Annotated in this window: 19 protein-coding genes; 5 read left to right on the top strand and 14 right to left on the bottom strand. The window is 72.7% G+C overall.

Annotated features, from left to right (window positions below):
* Genes E4P38_RS13675 through E4P38_RS13665 form a run of 3 tightly spaced genes read right to left on the bottom strand, consistent with a single transcriptional unit; the run spans nt 1 to nt 3,559 of the window.
* Nucleotides 1-768, bottom strand: a complete 768-nt coding sequence (locus E4P38_RS13675; protein ID WP_209309107.1) for a 3-oxoacyl-ACP reductase — start codon at nt 766-768, stop codon at nt 1-3.
* A 32-nt stretch (nt 769-800) separates the two neighbouring features.
* Entirely contained in the window at nt 801-2,180 is a 1,380-nt protein-coding gene (locus E4P38_RS13670; protein ID WP_135132366.1) for an aldehyde dehydrogenase family protein, read from the bottom strand.
* Between the two features lie 5 nt (nt 2,181-2,185).
* Nucleotides 2,186-3,559 carry a glutamine synthetase family protein gene (locus E4P38_RS13665; RefSeq protein WP_245161014.1) on the bottom strand — a complete coding sequence of 458 codons (1,374 nt, stop codon included), beginning with the start codon at nt 3,557-3,559 and terminating at the stop codon, nt 2,186-2,188.
* 201 nt (nt 3,560-3,760) lie between these two features.
* Between E4P38_RS13665 and E4P38_RS13660 the strand changes: the two genes are divergently transcribed.
* Entirely contained in the window at nt 3,761-5,296 is a 1,536-nt protein-coding gene (locus tag E4P38_RS13660) for an amino acid permease (protein ID WP_135132365.1), read from the top strand.
* Here E4P38_RS13660 and E4P38_RS13655 read toward each other — a convergent pair.
* Nucleotides 5,239-5,991: a gamma-glutamyl-gamma-aminobutyrate hydrolase family protein gene (locus E4P38_RS13655; protein ID WP_135132364.1), complete on the bottom strand. Its 753-nt coding sequence runs from the start codon at nt 5,989-5,991 to the stop codon at nt 5,239-5,241. The two genes, E4P38_RS13660 and E4P38_RS13655, sit on opposite strands and share 58 nt — an antisense overlap.
* 161 nt (nt 5,992-6,152) lie before the next feature.
* On the opposite strand from E4P38_RS13655, the gene E4P38_RS13650 reads away from it, so the two are divergent.
* Together E4P38_RS13650 and E4P38_RS13645 are read left to right on the top strand one after the other, a co-directional pair.
* Nucleotides 6,153-8,813 (top strand): hypothetical protein, encoded by a 2,661-nt coding sequence (locus E4P38_RS13650; RefSeq protein ID WP_135132363.1) that lies wholly within the window; start codon nt 6,153-6,155, stop codon nt 8,811-8,813.
* A 43-nt stretch (nt 8,814-8,856) separates the two neighbouring features.
* Nucleotides 8,857-9,252: a universal stress protein gene (locus tag E4P38_RS13645; protein WP_135132362.1), complete on the top strand. Its 396-nt coding sequence runs from the start codon at nt 8,857-8,859 to the stop codon at nt 9,250-9,252.
* Between the two features lie 12 nt (nt 9,253-9,264).
* Here E4P38_RS13645 and E4P38_RS13640 read toward each other — a convergent pair whose 3' ends face one another.
* Complete coding sequence (locus E4P38_RS13640) at nt 9,265-9,501, bottom strand: hypothetical protein (protein WP_209309098.1); 237 nt, start codon at nt 9,499-9,501, stop codon at nt 9,265-9,267.
* Between the two features lie 34 nt (nt 9,502-9,535).
* Here E4P38_RS13640 and E4P38_RS13635 point away from each other — a divergent pair, with 34 nt between their 5' ends.
* A complete protein-coding gene (locus E4P38_RS13635; RefSeq protein WP_135132360.1) occupies nt 9,536-10,168 on the top strand; it encodes a hypothetical protein in 633 nt (210 codons plus the stop codon).
* A gap of 9 nt (nt 10,169-10,177) precedes the next feature.
* On the opposite strand, the gene E4P38_RS13630 is transcribed toward E4P38_RS13635, so the two are convergent.
* From E4P38_RS13630 to E4P38_RS13600, 8 genes are all read right to left on the bottom strand, one after another.
* Nucleotides 10,178-10,738 (bottom strand): dihydrofolate reductase family protein, encoded by a 561-nt coding sequence (locus E4P38_RS13630; RefSeq protein WP_135132359.1) that lies wholly within the window; start codon nt 10,736-10,738, stop codon nt 10,178-10,180.
* A 32-nt stretch (nt 10,739-10,770) separates the two neighbouring features.
* Nucleotides 10,771-13,077, bottom strand: a complete 2,307-nt coding sequence (locus E4P38_RS13625; protein WP_135132358.1) for a CoA transferase — start codon at nt 13,075-13,077, stop codon at nt 10,771-10,773.
* A 50-nt stretch (nt 13,078-13,127) separates the two neighbouring features.
* Nucleotides 13,128-13,373, bottom strand: coding sequence for a hypothetical protein (locus E4P38_RS13620; RefSeq protein ID WP_135132357.1), 246 nt, complete (start codon nt 13,371-13,373; stop codon nt 13,128-13,130).
* Nucleotides 13,370-14,584 (bottom strand): amidohydrolase family protein, encoded by a 1,215-nt coding sequence (locus tag E4P38_RS13615; protein WP_135132356.1) that lies wholly within the window; start codon nt 14,582-14,584, stop codon nt 13,370-13,372. Before E4P38_RS13615 ends, E4P38_RS13620 begins: the two co-directional genes overlap by 4 nt.
* Before the next feature lie 78 nt (nt 14,585-14,662).
* Nucleotides 14,663-14,812 carry an SDR family oxidoreductase gene (locus tag E4P38_RS23875; RefSeq protein ID WP_280791084.1) on the bottom strand — a complete coding sequence of 50 codons (150 nt, stop codon included), beginning with the start codon at nt 14,810-14,812 and terminating at the stop codon, nt 14,663-14,665.
* 52 nt (nt 14,813-14,864) lie between these two features.
* The gene (locus tag E4P38_RS13610) at nt 14,865-15,491 is read right to left on the bottom strand and encodes an SDR family NAD(P)-dependent oxidoreductase (protein WP_209309096.1); all 627 of its coding nucleotides are present in this window, start codon (nt 15,489-15,491) and stop codon (nt 14,865-14,867) included.
* 10 nt (nt 15,492-15,501) lie between these two features.
* Nucleotides 15,502-15,798 (bottom strand): SDR family oxidoreductase, encoded by a 297-nt coding sequence (locus E4P38_RS13605; RefSeq protein ID WP_245161029.1) that lies wholly within the window; start codon nt 15,796-15,798, stop codon nt 15,502-15,504.
* The gene (locus tag E4P38_RS13600; RefSeq protein WP_135132354.1) at nt 15,795-16,091 is read right to left on the bottom strand and encodes a hypothetical protein; all 297 of its coding nucleotides are present in this window, start codon (nt 16,089-16,091) and stop codon (nt 15,795-15,797) included. Before E4P38_RS13600 ends, E4P38_RS13605 begins: the two co-directional genes overlap by 4 nt.
* A gap of 153 nt (nt 16,092-16,244) precedes the next feature.
* Between E4P38_RS13600 and E4P38_RS13595 the strand changes: the two genes are divergently transcribed.
* Entirely contained in the window at nt 16,245-16,679 is a 435-nt protein-coding gene (locus E4P38_RS13595; RefSeq protein ID WP_135132353.1) for a response regulator transcription factor, read from the top strand.
* A 16-nt stretch (nt 16,680-16,695) separates the two neighbouring features.
* On the opposite strand, the gene E4P38_RS13590 is transcribed toward E4P38_RS13595, so the two are convergent.
* A partial coding sequence (locus E4P38_RS13590) for an ATP-binding cassette domain-containing protein (RefSeq protein ID WP_135132352.1) occupies nt 16,696-17,479 on the bottom strand: 784 nt, incomplete at its 5' end.

Genomic DNA, 17,479 nt, shown 5'->3' with positions numbered 1-17,479 from the left:
TCAGAGCGGCGTGACGTAGGCCCCGCTGATCCCGCCGTCGACCAGGAACTCCGACGCCGTGATGAACGAGGAGTCGTCCGAGGCGAGGAAGGCGACGGCGGCGGCGATCTCCGCGGGCTCGGCGAACCTGCCCATCGGGATGTGCACCAGCCGGCGAGCGGCCCGCTCCGGGTCCTTCGCGAACAGTTCCTGCAGCAGGGGTGTGTTCACCGGTCCCGGCGACAGCGCGTTGACCCGGATGCCCTCCCGCGCGAACTGGACCCCGAGCTCGCGCGACATCGCCAGCACGCCGCCCTTCGATGCCGTGTAGGAGATCTGCGAGGTCGCCGCCCCCATGCGGGCCACGAACGACGCGGTGTTGATGATCGAGCCGCGCCCCCGCGCCTGCATGTGCGGGATCGCGGCCTTGCAGCAGAGGTAGACCGACGTCAGGTTCACCTCCTGGACCCGGCGCCAGGCGTCGAGTCCGGTGACCAGGATCGAGTCGTCGTCCGGGGGCGAGATGCCGGCGTTGTTGAACGCGATGTCCAGCCCGCCGTAGGTCTCGACCGCGGCGTCGAACAGCGCGGTCACCTCCCCCGGCGACGTGACGTCCACCTGGACGAACAGGCCCCCGACCTCCTCGGCCGCGGCCGTGCCGCTCTGCGGGTCGACGTCGCCGACGACGACGTGCGCACCCTCCGAGGCGAATCGACGGGCCGTCGCCAGCCCGATGCCGCTGGCCCCGCCGGTCACGACCGCCACGCGGTCGACCAACCGCCGCACCACTGCCTGCTCGGACACCCTCTGCTCGGACACCCTCAGCCTTCCGTCGCCAGGAACACGTTCTTCTCGTCGGTGAACGAGTGCAGCGCGTCCGGCCCGAGCTCGCGGCCCAGCCCCGACTGCTTGAAGCCGCCGAACGGCGTCGAGTAGCGCACCGACGAGTTGCTGTTGACCGAGAGGTTCCCGGCCTCGATCCCGCGGGAGACGCGCAGCGCCCGGCCCAGGTCCCGGGTCCAGATGGAGCCGGACAGTCCGTACTCGCCCTGGTTGGCGATCCGGACGGCGTCGTCCTCGTCCTCGAACGGGACGACCGCGACGACGGGCCCGAAGATCTCCTCGGTGACCGCCCGGTCCCGGGGGTCGACCGGCGCGAGGACCGTCGGGGGGAACCAGAACCCGGGCCCGTCGGGAGCGGTGCCGCGGAAGGCCACGGGCGCGCCGTCCGGCACGTAGGAGGCGACGCGGTCCCACTGGGCGCGGCTGATCAGCGGGCCCATCTGCGCCGTGTCCAGGGACGGGTCCTCGACGCGGAACCCCGTCACGGCCGGCTCCAGCAGTTCCATGAAGCGGTCGTAGGCCGAGCGCTGCACCAGGATCCGGGACCGCGCGCAGCAGTCCTGGCCCGCGTTGTCGAAGACGGCCGACGGCGCGCTCGCCGCCGCCTTCTCGAGGTCGGCGTCGGCGAAGACGACGTTGGCGCTCTTGCCGCCGAGCTCGAGGGTCACCCGCTTGACCTGAGCGGCGCAGCCGGCCATCACGCCCTTGCCCACCTCGGTGGAACCGGTGAAGACGATCTTGCGGACGTCCGGGTGCTCGACGAGGCGCCGGCCCACGACCGAGCCCTTGCCGGGCAGGACGGTGAAGACGTCCTCGGGCAGTCCCGCCTCGAGCGCCAGCTCGCCCAGCCGGATCGCGGTCAGCGGCGTGAGCTCCGCCGGCTTGAGCACCACGGTGTTCCCCGCGGCCAGCGCCGGGGCGAACGCCCAGCCGGCGATGGGCATCGGGAAGTTCCACGGGACGATGACGCCGACGACCCCGAGGGGTTCGTGGAAGGTGATGTCGACGCCGCCGGCCACCGGGATCTGCCGGCCGAAGAGCCGTTCCGGCGCAGCGCTGTAGTAGGTGAGGACGTCGCGGACGTTCCCGGCCTCCCAGCGCGCGTTGCCGATGGTGTGGCCGGAGTTGCGCACCTCCAGCCGGGCCAGTTCCTCGACGTGCGCGTCGACGACCTCGGCGAACCGGCGGAGGAGACGGCCGCGGTCGGCCGGGGCGACGTGCCGCCAGGTGTCGAACGCCCGTCGCGCCCGTGCCACGGCGGCGTCGGTCTCGGGAACGCCCGCGAGGGGGACGGTCGTGACGACCTGCTCCGTGGCCGGGTCGACGACGTCGTAGGACGTCCCGTCAGAGGACGTCATTCTGCTCACAACCGCTCGAACCCCCGGAAACGCTCCCAGTCGGTGACCGCCCGCCCGAAGGCCGCCAGCTCGACGACGGCCATGTTGGCGTAGTGGTCCACCACGTCGTCGCCGAATGTACGGCGGGCGAAATCGCTGCCGCGCCACAGGTCCAGGGCCTCGGCCAGGCTCGTCGGCACGTGCTCGGCGTCCGGGTCCTCGTAGGCGTTCCCCTCGAACGCCGGCCCCAGCTCCAGCCGCTCCTCGATGCCGGCGAGGCCGGCCGCGACGATCGCCGCCGTCGCGAGGTAGGGGTTGACGTCGCCGCCGGGGATCCGGTTCTCCAGCCGCAGCGACGCACCGTGGCCGACCAGGCGGAAGGCGCAGGTGCGGTTGTCCCGCCCCCAGCGCAGGGCCGTCGGGGCGAAGGAGCCCTCGACGTACCGCTTGTAGGAGTTGATGTTGGGCGCGAGCAGGAGGGTGAGCTCGCGCATGTACCGGAGCTGCCCGGCGGCGAACGACCGGCCGACGTCGGAGAGGCCGTGGGGGGCACCGTCGTCGGCCAGGACGAGCCCGCCGTCCGAGCCCCGGAAGCTGCAGTGGACGTGGCACGAGTTGCCCTCGCGCGCGTCGAACTTCGCCATGAAGGTGAGCGCCATGCCCTCCTGCGCGGCGATCTCCTTGGCCCCGTTCTTGTAGATGACGTGGCCGTCGCAGGCCCGGGACGCCTCGTCGTACAGGAAGGCGATCTCGTGCTGGCCCAGGTTGCACTCGCCCTTGGCCGACTCGACGACCAGTCCGGCTCCGGTCATGTCGTTCCGGATGCGCCGCAGCAGCGGCTCGACCCGCGCGGTGCCCAGCACGGAGTAGTCGACGTTGTACTGGTTGGCGGGCGTCAGGTCGCGGTAGCCGGCGTCCCAGGCCTGCTCGTAGGTGTTCTTGAAGACCAGGAACTCGAGTTCGGTGCCGACGTGGGCGGTCATCCCGGCCTCGGCGAGGCGGGCCGTCTGCCGGGCGAGCACCTGGCGCGGCGAGGCGACCACCGGGCTGCCGTCCTCCCAGCGGAGGTCGGCCAGCACCATCGCCGTGCCGGGGTTCCAGGGCACGCGCCGCAGCGTGGCGAGATCCGGCTGCATCACGAAGTCGCCGTAGCCGCTGGACCACGACGACATCGCGTAGCCCTCGACGGTGTTCATCTCGACGTCGACGGCGAGCAGGTAGTTGCACCCCTCGGTGGCGTGCTCCAGGACGACGTCGAGGAAGTACCGGGCGTGCAGGCGCTTGCCCTGCAGCCGGCCCTGCATGTCGGTGAACGCGACGAGGACGGTGTCGATCTCGCCCGACTCGACCTGACGACGGAGATCCTCGACGGTCAGCGCGGGGCGGTGGGGTTCGGACACGGCCGGACCCTAGGGGCCGGTCGTTCCGCCCCACAACCCATGACCGTCGGCGTCACCTGCCCGTTTCCCTCACCGGCCCCCGATCAGGTGACGTCCAGGGAACAGTCCTGCAACAGCAGGCGCACCGACGCGGCAGCCTCTTGACCTGCGGTGGAACACCCCCCACCCTGACCCGCCTCACCGGTCCTCAGGAGGACGCGCATGTCCGCACCCCAGTCCCGCGGCGCCTCGGGCGTCACGTACACCCACGCGGCAGACGGCTACTTCGACAAGCGGGGGCTGACCCGGACCGCCGGCTTCTGGGGACTCTGGGGGCTCGGGGTCGCCGCGGTCATCTCCGGTGACTTCTCGGGCTGGAACTTCGGCATCGGCGGCGCAGGCTGGGGTGGGTTCCTCATCGCCACGGTGATCGTGACCCTCATGTACGTCACGATGATCGGCAGCATCGGCGAGATGTCGGCGGCCATGCCGCACACCGGCGGCGCCTACTCGTTCGCCCGATCGGCGATGGGCCCGTGGGGCGGGTTCGTCACCGGCCTCGCCGAGACGATCGAGTACGTGGCGACGACGGCGGTGATCGTCTACTTCTCCGCTTCGTACGCCGACAGCATCACCGACGAGCTCTTCGGCCTGTCCCTGCCGGGCTGGGTGTGGTGGGTGATCCTCTACGCGGTCTTCCTGCTCCTGAACATCGCCGGCGCGGAGGTGTCCTTCCGGTTCGCCGTCGTCGTCGCCGTCCTCTCGCTGGCCGTCATCGCGCTGTTCGCCGTCATGGCCCTGTTCTCGAACGCCCTGGACTTCGGCTCGCTCTTCGACATCGAGCCCGACGCCGGCAACAGCACCTTCCTGCCGCACGGCTGGTGGCAGGTCGTACTGGCGATGCCGTTCGCGATGTGGCTCTACCTGGGCATCGAGGAGCTCCCGCTCGCCGCCGAGGAGTCGCACATGCCGGCCCGCGACATCCCGCGGGCCGGCATGTGGGGCCTGGCCACGCTGATCGTCAGCGGCGGCCTGGTGCTGCTGCTCAACCCGGCCGTCGTCGGCGCCGCGGCGATCGGCGACTCGGGTGAGCCGCTGCTCGACGGGTTCCGGGCGATCCTGCCCAACAGCGACGTCGCGGCGATCCTGTCGCTGTTCGCGCTGATCGGCCTGTTCGCCTCGCTGCAGGGGATCATGTACGCCTACGGGCGCAACATCTTCTCGCTCAGCCGGGCCGGCTACTACCCGAAGGTCCTGTCGCTGACCGGCACGCGCAAGACGCCGTGGATCGCCCTCGTCGTCGGCGCGGTCATCGGCATCGTCGCGCTCGTCCTCGTCGACACCGGCGGCGACACGGCCGGTGCGATCGTCCTCAACATCGCCGTCTGGGGGGCGGTCCTCGCCTATCTCCTGCAGATGGTGTCGTTCGTGCTGCTGCGCCGGAAGTTCCCCACCGCCAGCCGGCCCTACCGCAGCCCGTTCGGCGTCGGCGGCGCCGTGTTCGCCGGCGCGATCGCGGCGCTGATCTTCGTCGGCGTCATGCTCAACGAGGACTACCGGGAGGCGATCATCGCCATCGCGGTCATCTACGTCGTCGCGCTCGTCGTCTTCGCGGCCTTCGGCCGGCACCGTCTGGTGCTCTCACCGGAGGAGGAGTACGCGATGAGCGGCGGGCTGCACGGCGATCCGCAGGCCGAGGGCTACGGCGCGGTGGACGTCGACGACCTCGACCCGAAGGCGCGCTCCGAGTCCACCTGACGCGGCTCCGGATCCGAGGACGCAGCGACCAGTTCCTTGAACAGGCGGAGGTCCTCGCCCTCCTCGGGATGCCATTGGACAGCGAGGCAGAAGCGGCGGGCCGCGTCCTCGACGCCCTCGACGACGCCGTCCTCCGCCCACGCCGAGGCAGTGAGGGCGGGCGCGATGCGGTCCAGCGCCTGGTGGTGGTGGCAGTTGACCGTCGCCGCCGGCCCGAGGAGCGTGCCGAGCCGGCTGCCGGAGGCCGTGCGGACCGTGCGCTCGGCGTACCGGCCCAGACCCAGTTGGTGCGGCTCGGTGCCCGGGACGTCGGGCAGGTGCTGCAGGAGGGTGCCGCCGAGAACGGCGTTCAGCAGCTGCATGCCCCGGCAGACCGCGAGCAGCGGCAGGTCGCGCTCCAGGGCCGCCTCGAGCAGCGCGATCTCGGAGGCATCCCGCTCGGGGCGCGTCGCGGTGTGCGGCCCGGTCTCCTCTCCGTAGCGGGCGGGATCGACGTCTGCTCCGCCGGCCAGCACCAGCCCGTCGAGCCGCGCGACGACGTCGCCGCTGACCGATCCGGTCGGGAGCAGGACCGGCTCACCACCGGCCGCGGCGACGGCGTCGGCGTACGCGGCCGGGAGCAGCACGGCCGGCACGTCCCAGAACCCCCACGTCGCCTGCTCGCGGTACGTGCTGATGCCGATCAACGGCCGCATCGGACCTCCCGCCCCCCGTCGTGGTTCCTGCGGGTCAGTCTGCCCCGGGCTTGCCGGCCGACGGCGGGCGCCGTCCTCGGCTCAGCCGCGTCCCGACCTCTGTCCCAGCGGAACCGCGGGGTCTAGCGTCCGCCTCCTCGCCGGGCCGCAGGGGAGGCGCTGTGAGCCGTCGTCACCTGTCGCTCGTGCTCGCCGTGCTGGCCGGCGTGCTCGTCGCCACCGGGACACCTGCCGCGGCCGCCCCGTCGATCTGCGCGGCGCAGGGCGATCTCCCGCAGCTGCCCGGCGACGACCGCGGTCCCCGGGACGACCTCATCGAGGAGGCCACCGACCTCGCCGCCGTCGGCCGGCTCGATGCCGCCGAGCGCCTCTTCGACATCGCCCTGGACGGCGAGGACCCCGACGCCCGCGCCGGGGCCGGGCTCGCCTACGTGCAGGCCGCCCGGGCCGAGGCGGAACGGATCGCGGACTCCGCCGTGCGGATGCGCACCGAGGGCGCCCCGCGTGCCGGTGCCTGTTTCGGGCGCGCGCTCGCCCTCGACGCGGACAACGCCACCGCCCTCGCCGGGCGGGACGCCGAGCCCCCGGACGGCCCGACCGCGGCCGAGTCCGCCGCGTCGAGGTTCGACGACGTCTATGACCACTGGCTGGAGCCGGCCGGCCGGGCGCTGCTGGCCGTGCTCGCGGTGCTCGCGGTGCTCGCCGTGCTCCTGGTGGGCGCCCGGCTGCTGACCCCCGTCGCGGCTCCGGCGGCCGCGACGGCGTGGCCCGAGCCCGCGCGGCGGACGGCCTGGTGGGCTGGCCTGGCCCTGCTGACCCTCGTCGCCCTCGAGTGGACCGGAGCCCTGTCCTGGGCGCCGAGGCTGGACGGCGGGCTCGGCTGGTTCCGCGGCTTCATCCTGATCGCTCTGCTGGCCGGCGCCAGCGCGGCGCTCTGGTCGGGGCGGGCCCTGTCCACGGTCGTGCCGAAGGCGCACGGGTTCGTCGCGCGGACCCGCGGCCTCGTCGCCGTCGTGGCCGCGTGCCTCGTCCTGATCGGCGTCGGCCTCCTGCTGCCCTCCGACGCCTGGATCCTGGTGCTGACCCTGTCGGTCGTGCTGCTGGGTGTGGCCCTGCACGCGTGCGGCCGGGGGCACGCCCTGCGGTTGCAGGTCCAGGTCAAGAACGGTGAGACGGCGGACCCCGCGGGGACGGCGTTCATCCTCGGCCAGCTCCAGGAGCTCGGCACGGCACCACCGCGTGGTCTCAAGTCCCCGCAGCAGGTGGACGTCACCGACCTGCCGAGCACGGCGCTCTCCTCGTTGCCCGCGGGGAAGCTGGCCTCCGCCCTGAGCTCGGCGCTGAACCTGGTGCTCCCGTCGGTGCCGTGGCGGGCGACGGTGGAGGGCGGTGACCCCGGCCGCCTCGTCGTCACCGTCACGCGAAACGGGCAGGTGGCCGACACCGTGATCGTCGACGGCACCCGGTTCCGGCCGGCGGCGCACCGTTCCGCGGGGTCCACGCCGGCCGCGGCCCTCGGGACGCCGTCCCAGGACGACGAGGGACTGCTCACTGCCGCGGCGGCCGTCATCCTCACCCTGCTGGCCGAGCGGCACACCACGCTCAGGTCCGGGCTGTGCGGCGCGTCGCGCTGGGAGAGCGTCGCCGCGCAGGTGGTGGCCACGCGACCGCGGAAGCCCGGCGAGGACGCGGAGGTCCGGCGCGAGCTGCTGGCCTACGCCGTGCAGCGTGACCCCCTCAACACCCTCGCCTGGGCGGCCTATCTGCAGGCCCTCGGCGACGACGCCGTCACGTCGGAGGACATGGCGGACGACGCCCGCCGGCTGCGCACGCTCAAGGTGCAGGTGGACCGGCTGTGCGTCGGGGACGAGCAGGGTTACTTCGCGCTGCGCCTGCGGCTCACGCACACGCTGACGGCGGCCTGGCTGAACGTGTGCCTGCAGCAGCTCGCGGAGCAGAAGGACTGGCAGGCGTCCTGGTGGCGGTCCGCCGGCTCGCTCGCCGACCTGGAGGCGCTGCTGGCCAGCCCGCCGGACGTCGTCGGCCGGACGTCCTTCGTCACCGAGATCAGGGACGTCATCCCGCCGCTCCGGAACGGGCTCGATGCCTGCCCGCCCCGCACCACGTCGCCGCCCGTCGAGGTCCCGGTGACGTCGGCGCCGGCGTCCCTGTTCTTCCACTACGACCAGGCGTGCACCCTCGCGGTCGGCGGGGCGACGGACCCGGCGGCCTGGGACGCGGCCCTGAGGCAGCTGGTCCTGGCGACCGGCATGGGGCGGTACAAGGCGCTCGCGCGGCAGGACCCGGCCTTCGCCTCGCTGCGGGACCCCGAGGTGGCCGGTGCGCGGTCGACGCGCTTCTGGGCCCTCGTCGGGAAGCCGGACCCCGACTTCACCTCGCTCGCCCCGTTCGGCGACCAGGGTCAGGTCCTGGCCGCGCTCGGCATCCACGGTCCTCGCGACGTCCTCGCGGTGACCGACGACGGCGGACAGGCACTGGCGGCGGCGCTCAAGGTCTCGGGCACGGTCGTCGGTCGGTGGCGGGAGTTCGCCTGCCTCGCGGAGCAGTGGCCCGGGCGCAGTCGCTGGCTGGACACCCGCGAGCTGTGCCTGCTGCTCGACGTCGGCATCCGGTCTGAACGCGACCTCGCTGCGGCCTGTGCGGAGACGACCGGAGACCCGCCCGTTCCTGCCCTGCCGGGCCGCGTGCTCGCGTCGGCGAAGAAGCGGGAGCTTCGGCCGCCGACCGCGGCGGAACTCGGGGAGCTGCTGACCGTCCGGCCGACAGCGGTGCCGACCCCGGCGGCACCGCCCCGATCGTGAGCGTCGCGCTCGGGTGCCCGCCGCGGTAGGTGATGATGTCCGCATGACCATCGTCGTGGGCTACGTGCCCACCCCAGAGGGCGAGGCGGCGCTGACCGCCGCCATCAGTGAGGCCCGGCACCGCAAGGAGATCGTGCACGTCATCAACCGCGCGCGCAGCGGCGACGTCACCACCGACTCCCGGTACGCGTCGGAGAGCGACCTCGACAAGATTCGGGCCCTGCTCGACCAGAGCGGTGTCCCCTACGAGATCGAGCAGCTGGTCCGTGGCCCGGAGGCGTCGGAGGAGCTCGTCGACGCCGCCGACCGGCTGGGCGCGAGCATGATCGTCATCGGCCTCCGGCGTCGCTCGCCCACGGGCAAGCTGCTGTTCGGCAGTCAGGCGCAGCAGATCCTGCTCGACGCCAACTGCCCGGTGCTGGCGGTCAAGGCGTCCTAGTCGCCGGCGGGTTCAGGCCCGGCGGCGGAGCACCCGGGCGAGCCGGTGCCCTCGGCCGGCGGTGAGCTCGGCCGCCGTCGGGGGCGCCGGCTCGGGAACGGCCGCCAAGCCGGCGTGCCGCTCGTGCAGCCGGGCGCGGACGTCGTCCGGCGTGTAGGCACGGCGCTGCCGCTCGTGGCGCGCCAGCACGACACCGGTCGCCGCTACGCCGGTGAGGCCGGCCAGTCCCAGGAGCTTCCAGAGGCGCACGGGAGGAAACCTAGCCCGCCGTAACCTGCTGCACATGGCCGAGCTCGCACTGGACAAGGCGGTCGAACTCACGCGCACCGGTGACGTGTGGGTCTTCCGCGGCCCCTCGCTCGCCGACCGCGCGATCCGCGCCGTCACCAACGCCCCGGTCAACCACGTGGGCATGGCCGTCGTCCTCGAGGACATGCCGCCGCTGCTGTGGCACGCCGAGCTCGGGCGATCGCTGCCCGACGCGTGGACCGGTGAGCACCAGCGCGGCGTCCAGCTGCACGACCTGAACGACGCCGTCGTCACCTGGCGCCGCCGGTACGGGCAGCGCGCCTGGCTGCGGCAGCTGGTCGGTCCGACCGAGGACGGCGGGGTGACCCCGGAGATGGAGGACGCCGTCCTGCGGACCATCGCGCGCCTGGACGGCAAGCCCTTCCCGACCACGCGCGGGCTGGTCCGCGGCTGGGTCAACGGCCGGCTGCGGCGCAGCACGGCCGCGGAGACGGTCTTCTGCGCCGAGCTCGTGGCCGCCACCTACACGGCGATGGAGCTGCTGCCCGGCGATCGGCCGCTCAACGCCTACGACCCGGGCAGCTTCTGGTCCGGCGACGACCTCGAGCTCCTCCAGGGGGCGCGCCTCGGGCCCGAGATCCCGGTGGACGTCCCGCTCGCCGACTGATCCCGCGGGTCAGCTCCGGGGGAGGACCCGGTAGGTGGTCTGCACCATGCCGCCCGGGAACGTCCGCGTCCGGACGTGCTCGAGCGGCACGTCCGCCGGCAGCTCGCCGAACGGCGTGTGGCCGGTACCGATCAGCACCGGCACGCGGGAGAGGGTCAGGTCGGCGACCAGGCCCGCGGCGAGGAACTGGTGCACCGTGCGGCCCCCGTCGACGTACACCCGCCGGTAGCCGGCCGCGTCCACGGCCGCCAGCGCCTCCTCGAAGGAACGGTGCACGGTGATGCGCGGATCGCCGCCTGCTGCCAGCGTCGTGCTCAGCACGTGGATCGGCTTGCCCAGGTAGGGCCACTCGTCCATCGGGGCGATGACCTCGTAGGTGGCGCGGCCCATGACCAGCGCGTCGATGCCGGACACGAACTCGGCGAACCCGAAGTCACCCCCGACGCCGTCGTCGGGTGGGCCGCCCGCCTCCTCGCCACCGGTGAGCCACGAGAGATCACCGTCCAGGCGGGCGATGAACCCGTCGACGCTCATGCCGAGGAAGACCGACGCGGTGAAGGACCCAGTCATGTGCGACACCCTGCCGCAGCGGGGGGACGGTTTCAGCCGGTGGCGAGGATGCCGCGCGCGACGTAGTCCTCGATCGCGGACTCCTCGTAGCCGAGCCAGCGGGCGATCTCCAGCGTGTGCTGGCCCGGCGTCCACGGGGGCCGCTGCACGCCGCTCGGGGTGTCGCTGAACCGCATGAACGTCCCGGCCTGACGCAGGCGCCCGGCGGTCGGGTGCCGGAGGTCGGCCACCACGCCCAGCCGCACGTTCTCCTCGTCGAAGAGCACGCTCTCGCCGTCGACGGTGTCCACCGAGATCTCCGCCGGCACGCCCGCGGCGTCGAGTCGTCGCCGCCACTGCAGGGCTGTCTGGGTCCGGAAGATCGGCTCGACCAGTGCCTCCAGCTCGAGGCGGTTCTCCTGCCGCGACACGGCGGTGCCGAAGCGAGCGTCGGTCTCGAGCTCCGGCCGGCCGACGACGCCGCAGAAGGCGGTCCAGTGGTGCTCCCTGACCCCCGCGACCTGGATCCATCCCTCGGCGGTCTCGTAGAGGCGGTAGAGGGCGCCGGTCCCGGTCTGGCTCTTGTTCATCCGGGGCGGCTCCGACGCCGCGCCGTCCTCGGTCAGGTAGACGTCGGACTTCGCGTACAGGGCGGCGTTCAGCAGCGACGTCCACACCTCCTGGCCTTCACCGGTGCGATCGCGGTGCGCCAGCGCCAGGAGGACGGCGACGACGGACGCCATGGCGTTCGTCGTGTCGGTGTGGCCGAAGCGGTTGTAGAGCGGGGTGTTGCCCTCGTCGGCGGGGCCCTGGTCCCATTCCCAGCCGGTGAGCGCCTGGGAGAGCGAGTCGTTCCCGCCCAGATGGGACAGCGGGCCCTCGGGCCCGTACATGTAGGTGTTGCACGAGATGATGTCCGGCTTGATCGCCCGCAGGCTGTCGTAGTCGATGCCGAGGCGCGCGGCGACGCCGGTGACCATGTTGTGGTGGACGACGTCGGACCGGGCGACCAGCTTGCGGACGATCGCGGCGCCCTCCTCGGTCTTCACGTCGACCAGGAGGGAGCGCTTGCCCTGCTCGCAGCCCAGCAGGACGGTGCTCGTCTGCAGCAGCTGCTGCTGGGGATCGGCCTGCGGGGTGGCGACCTTGATGACGTCGGCGCCGAGCTGTGCGAGCAGCATCGGGGCGAACGGCCCGGCGAAGGCCCGGCCGAAGTCGAGGACGCGGATGCCCTCGAGCGGGGAGCGGAGACCGGGGTTCCGCGGCTCGACGGACGGCGTGGCGCGGGTCTCGGCGAACACCTCGGCGTTGTGCTGGCCGACCGCAGGCCGCGGCCGGGGGGCGTCGGGCGGGTTCAGGGTGAGCCGGAACGGCATCCCGGCCTGGATGGTCGGCCCGACCTCGGGGTCGTCGACCTGCACGGCCATCTCGTTGAACACGACCTGCGGATGGGCGAACGCCTCCCGCGTGGGGATCAGCTCCGCGGTCTGGAAGAGCTCACCCTGCAGGACGTCGAGCAGGTCCTCCCGCTTCCAGTCCTGGTAGATGCGGTTCAGCTCCGGGTAGATCTGCGCCGGCGGCAGGTCCGGGGGCAGCCCGAAGACGGCGTTGATCGTCGCGCCCTTCTTCTGGGTCGAGAAGGCCAGCGACTGGATCCATCCGCTGGCGGTCATGATGACCTCGGGCTGGTGCACGCCCGGCGGATAGGTCTTGGTCATCAGCGACTGGTACGTGTCGTTGTGGAACTCGGTGTTGGCCCAGAGCATGGTCGTGAACGCCAGCACGCCCTGGTACAGCGACGTCTCCACCCGCTGACCGCGCCCGGTCTCCTCCCGGGCGTGCAGGGCGGCGAGGATCGCCGTCGGCACCATGTACATGGCCGCGACGCTCGGCAGCGGGGCGGCGAGGAAGGCCGGGCCGGGCCGCCAGGCCTGCTGCTCGTACTGCATGCCCGACCGCGCCTGCACGAGGGCGTCCCACCCCGGCCGTCCGGCGTGGCGGCTGTCGGACGGATAGGCCGGCACCGCGCAGTAGACGAGGTGCGGGAACTGTGCCGACAGCGAGTCGTAGTCCAGCCCGAGCCGGGCCATGACTCCGGGGCTGAAGCTCTCCACGAGCACGTCGGCCGTGCTCACCAGCTCCAGGAACTGGGCCTTGCCCTCGGCGGACTTCAGGTCGAGGGCGACCGAGCGACGGCTGCGGTTCCAGACCCGGTAGCCCGGATAGTCGCGGTAGGGGTCGCCACCCGGGGGTTCGATCTTGACGACGTCGGCGCCGTGCTCGGCGAGCAGGAGGACGCCGGCAGGTCCGGCGACCCCCCAGGTGAGATCCAGGATCCGGACACCGTCGAGGACGGACATGGGGCAGCGAGGCTCCTCCCGCGCAGCGGTGCGCGATCGGTGGACAGGGGTCAGCGACGGATGTTGGCCAGCACGCGCTCGATGCGCGCGATCTGCTCCTCCAGGTCCGCGACTGCCGTGGGGTCGGAGGTCTCGGCGAGCTGACCGCGGAGCAGGGCGGCGCTGTGCTCCAGGCGCAGCGCCGCCTCGTCCTTGGTCAGCAGGTCCTGGTCGTCCCAGTCGTCGGTCGGGATGTCGGGCCGGTTCTCCGGGAACAGGCCCCCGGGTGCGCCGTCCCCGGCCAGGGGGGAGCTCACGCGCTGGTGTCGGGGAAGTTGTAGAGGCGACGCACGTTGAGCTCGGCCATCCTGTGCACCTCGTCGTCCGGGACGTCCCGGAAGACCTCCTCGGCCATCTTCCGGCTGTGCGGCCAGTTCGAGTCCGAGTGCGGGTAGTCCGACTCCCAGGTGATGTTGTCGATGCCGATCGCATGCCGGCTGGCGACGCCGTGCTCGTCGCTGATGAAGCACCCGTGGATGTGCCGGCGGTACAGGTCGGAGGGCCGCGTGGTCTGGTCCACGTTCTGGTAGAAGCGGTGACGCTCCCACACGTAGTCGGCTCGCTCGATGATGTAGGGGATCCAGCCGATGCCGCCCTCCGACAGACCCACCTTCAGGCTCGGGTGCCGGTGGAAGACCGGGGAGAACATGAGATCGGTCAGGGTGCCCATCGAGTTGGTCGAGAACATCGTGATCATGGTGGCGAGGGGGGCGCCGGGCGCCATGGTGGGAGCGCTCCCGCCGCTGCCGAAGTGCATGGCCAGCGGCATGTCGGTCTCCTCCACGGCGGAGAAGAAGCGGTCCCAGCCGTCGCTGTAGAAGCCGGGCAGCCCGAGGTTGTGCGGCATCTCCGGGAACATGGCCGCCTTGGCGCCCTTGGCTGCGGTCCGCTGGAGTTCCTGGATGCAGAGCTCCTCGTCCCACAACGGGAGACCGACCAGGGGGATGTAGCGGTCCGGGTCGGTCGCGCACCACTCGTCGAGGATGAAGTCGTTGTAGGCCTGGACGCCCAGCAGCGCCAGGTCCTTGTCCTTGCCGTCCAGGAACACCGTGCAGGCGAACCGGGCGAAGCTCGGGAAGCACAGCGCGGCCCAGACACCGTCGATGTCCATGTCGGCGAGACGCGCCACCGGGTCGTAGCAACCGGGCAGCATCTCGTCGAAGCGGACCGGGTCGACGCCGTAGTCGGCCCTGTCCCGGCCGGCGACCGCGTTGAGGGCGATGTTCGGGTACTCGCGGCCCTCGTACGACCACAGCTGGACCTTCTTGGCGGCGGCGGCGGCGGTGAGCGTGCCGCCCAGGGTGTTCCCACCGACCGTGATGCCCAGGTTCGCGTCCTTGGCGTCCTTCTCGATGATCCGCGGACCCGCGTCCTGGTACTTCGCGGGGAGGCGGTCGGACCAGACCTTCGGATGCTCGATGACGTGGTCGTCGGTGGAGAGGAGCTTCATCCAGGGCTGCAGGGGCACTGCGCACCAGCTCTCGTGGGAGGCAAGGCTTACCGGAAGCCAGACCGTAACGTGGATCACACCCGAGGGACAAGGGCCTCAGAGGTGCCGGTGGATGCCCCCGTCGATCGGGATCGACTGGCCGGTGATGTGCCGCGCCTGCTCGGAGCACAGGAACGCGATGACCCCCGCCTGCTCGCGCGGCTGGCCCATGCGCCGCAGCGGGATCCCCGCAGTCACCTCGGCCAGGAGCTCGTCCCGGGGGGCGGCCGGTGTCCTTGGCGAGCCAGGTCCAGTACGCCTAGTTCCGCTCGGTGAGGATCGAGCCGGTGAGCGCGTTGTTGGCGGTGACGCCGTACGGGGCCAGCCGGTGCGCGTAGGCGCGCAGGAGCCCGGCGACGGGCGCCTGCACCGTGTTGGGCAGCACGTGCGGCAGGTGGGTCGCCGGCTCGCGGGCCACCCCGGAGCCGATGTTCACCAGCCGGCCCCAGCGCCGCCGCCGCATGTCCGGCACGACCTCGCGGCCCAGCAGCCAGGCCGAGCGCAGCAGTCGGTCGTACTCCTCCCGGAACGCCGATGCGGGCATGGTGGCGAAACGCCCGGCTCCCGGACCGCTGCCCTCCTTCTCCGCGTCGATGACGTGGCCGATCACGTTGCTGACGGCGATGTCGACGGGACCGAAGTGCTCGACCGCGGTGCGGACGACGCGGACGACGTCGTCCTCCACCGTCATGTCACCGCTCACCCCCAGCACCTCGCTGCCGGTCTCGGCAGCGATCGTCGCCGCGGTCTTCTCGATGTCCTCGGCACTCCGGGAGGTGATCGCCACGCGGCACCCCTCGGCCGCCAGCGCCCGGGCGGTCGCGGCGCCGATGCCCCGGCTGCCGCCGGACACGACCGCCACCCGGCCGCGGATCCCGAGATCCATTCCCCGCTCCTCAGAAGACCGGCGACGCGAGGCCGCCGTCGATGCTGATGGTGACGCCGGTCAGATAGCCGGCGACGTCGGAGGCGAGCCAGACCGCACACGCGGCGACGTCCTCGTCGGTGGCAATGCGTCCGCGCAGGACCGCGGTCGTCGTGATGCCGTCGGCGCCGCACTCGTCGGCCACCACCTTGTGCAGTGCCCGCATCCCCAGGCCCGCGACGAGCCCGAGGTCCGAGCCGAGCTCCTGCACGTCGCGGGAGTTGGCGCTGCCGACGTAGATCAGCCGGCCGAACCCGCGCCCGCTCATCGACGCCACGACCTCCTGGTAAGGCCGACCGCCCCGACGACGGGATCCCACGCCCGGTCGACGGCCTCGGGATCGACGAGCCAGTCGACCGGCCGGGGGTCCGGGCTCGCCTCGAGCACGACGACGACGTCGATCGGCTCCTGGAGTGCCCGCGCCCGGGAGTCGTCACCGGGCGCCATGCCGGTGGTGAGTACCCGGCCGCCCTCCTCGGAGAAGACGGCGGCCAGCGCGGCCCGCACGGGATCGTCCTCGCCGACGAGCAGGACGGTACGTCCGCCGAGACCGAGATCCATGGGCTGCCGCTCCTCGTCCGGGCGCCGGCCACCGGGTGGCGGTGACGCGGTTCCGCGCAACATAGCGCTGCGGGCCGATCGGCTCCTGGGGCGTCGCCGTTGCCTGCATACTCCTTCGATCCGTTGAACCACCAGCGGTGAGGAGGCAGCACGATGACCCGCAGCTGTGCGTGCGGGCAGCCGGTCACCCGAGCATCGGGCGACATCCGGGTGCTCGTCGTCGACGACCATCCGCTGGTCCGCACGACCTTGGCGGAGCTGTTGTCCGACGAGGACGGCCTCACGGTGGTCGGCGAGTGCGAGGACGGCTCGCAGGTCGTCGAGGCCTCGGCACGCCTGCACCCCGACGTGGTCCTCATGGACCTCGCCATGCCGGGGATGAACGGTCTCGCGGCCACCGAGGCACTGCGCGCCGTCCGGCGCGAGCCCCGGATCGTCATGCTGACCGGGGAAGGCGCGGGCGCCCGGACCGCAGTCCAGGCGGCCGGCGCCGACGCGCTCGTGCCGAAGGGCACGCGGGCGAACGCCCTGCTGGACTGCCTCCGCACGGTCGTCTCCGGCTGCGACTGCTGTCCCTACTGCTTCTGAGCGTTCCCGGCGTCGGCTAGGCCACGCGGACGGCCGGAGTGCCGAGGCGGACGACGGTGTCGCCGGGCCGGTCCAGGTCGTCGTGGGTCACGCAGACGACGAGCCGGCCGGCGAGTGCGGTGCGCAGGTCGCGCACCAGTGCCTCGGCCGTCGGGGGATCGAGATGGGCGGTCGGCTCGTCGAGGAGGACGACGTCCCGGTCGGCCAGGAGCGCGCGGGCGGCGGCCAGCCGGCGGCGTTCCCCGCCCGAGAGCGACGTGCCCGCGGCGCCGACCGGCGTGTCCAGGCCGTCGGGCAGCGCGGCGAGGAGGCCGCCGAGCCCGGCCGCGACCAGGGCGGCGCACATCCGCGCCTGGCCGGCCGGACCCGTCAGCTCCCCCCGCGGGGCAGCGAGCGCGAGGTTCGCCCGGATCGTCGACGCGAACACGTGTGCCTCCTGCGGCAGCCAGGCCAGCCGCGCCCGGAGGTCGTCCCCGGTGAGCTGCTGGGTCGGCACGTCGTCCAGGGCGTAGGTCCCGGCCCGCGGCCGCAGCGACGCCATCAGGACGGCGAGGAACGTCGACTTGCCCGAGCCCGAGGGCCCGCGCACCACCAACCAGCCGGATCCGGCCCCCGCCCTGGTCGTGAGGCCGCGGAGCACGTCGGCGTGGCCCGGCCAGCCGGCCGTGAGGCCGTCGGTGTCCAGGCGGGTGACCGGCGCCGGCGCCGTCCGCGGTTCCACCGGGTCGGCCGGCACGGGAGCGGTCAGGACCGCGTCGAGGCGGCTCTGCGCGTCGGCCAGCGCACCCCGCCGCTGGAGT

This window comes from Blastococcus sp. CT_GayMR16 (assembly GCF_004570875.1).
Lineage (GTDB): Bacteria > Actinomycetota > Actinomycetes > Mycobacteriales > Geodermatophilaceae > Blastococcus_B.
Note: the sequence above shows the minus strand (reverse complement) of the source record. Positions and strands in the feature narration are given on the sequence as shown.